The sequence below is a fragment of the Candidatus Jidaibacter acanthamoeba genome, assembly GCF_000815465.1.
GTDB classification, from domain to species: Bacteria; Pseudomonadota; Alphaproteobacteria; order Rickettsiales; family Midichloriaceae; genus Jidaibacter; species Jidaibacter acanthamoebae.
Genome location: NZ_JSWE01000185.1, coordinates 1 through 239, shown reverse-complemented (window position 1 = coordinate 239; position 239 = coordinate 1). Strand labels below are relative to the sequence as shown.

At 36.8% G+C, this 239-nt stretch carries 1 protein-coding gene; it reads left to right on the top strand.

Features of this window, described 5'->3' with window-relative positions; all coding sequences use genetic code 11:
* Positions 1 to 239, top strand: a 239-nt coding sequence (locus tag NF27_RS08885) for a type IV secretion system DNA-binding domain-containing protein (protein ID WP_039456711.1), incomplete at both ends; no start/stop codon positions are given.

Genomic DNA, 239 nt, shown 5'->3' with positions numbered 1-239 from the left:
TCCGTTTGACAGCAGATCAAGAGGGTGGTCTATTTTAGAAGAAGTAGAGCATGAATTAGAATTCGATACAATAGCTCAAGCTCTGGTAGGCAATGATGAGAAAAAGCACGGTGAGTTTTGGTCAATAGGCGCTAAAACAATAATGTCCGAGTTAATGAAGAAGGCGTATAGAGAAAAACGCTTCAGTATTAAAGATTTAATCAGCGAATTATTTAGTATAAATGTAAGCGACTTACATG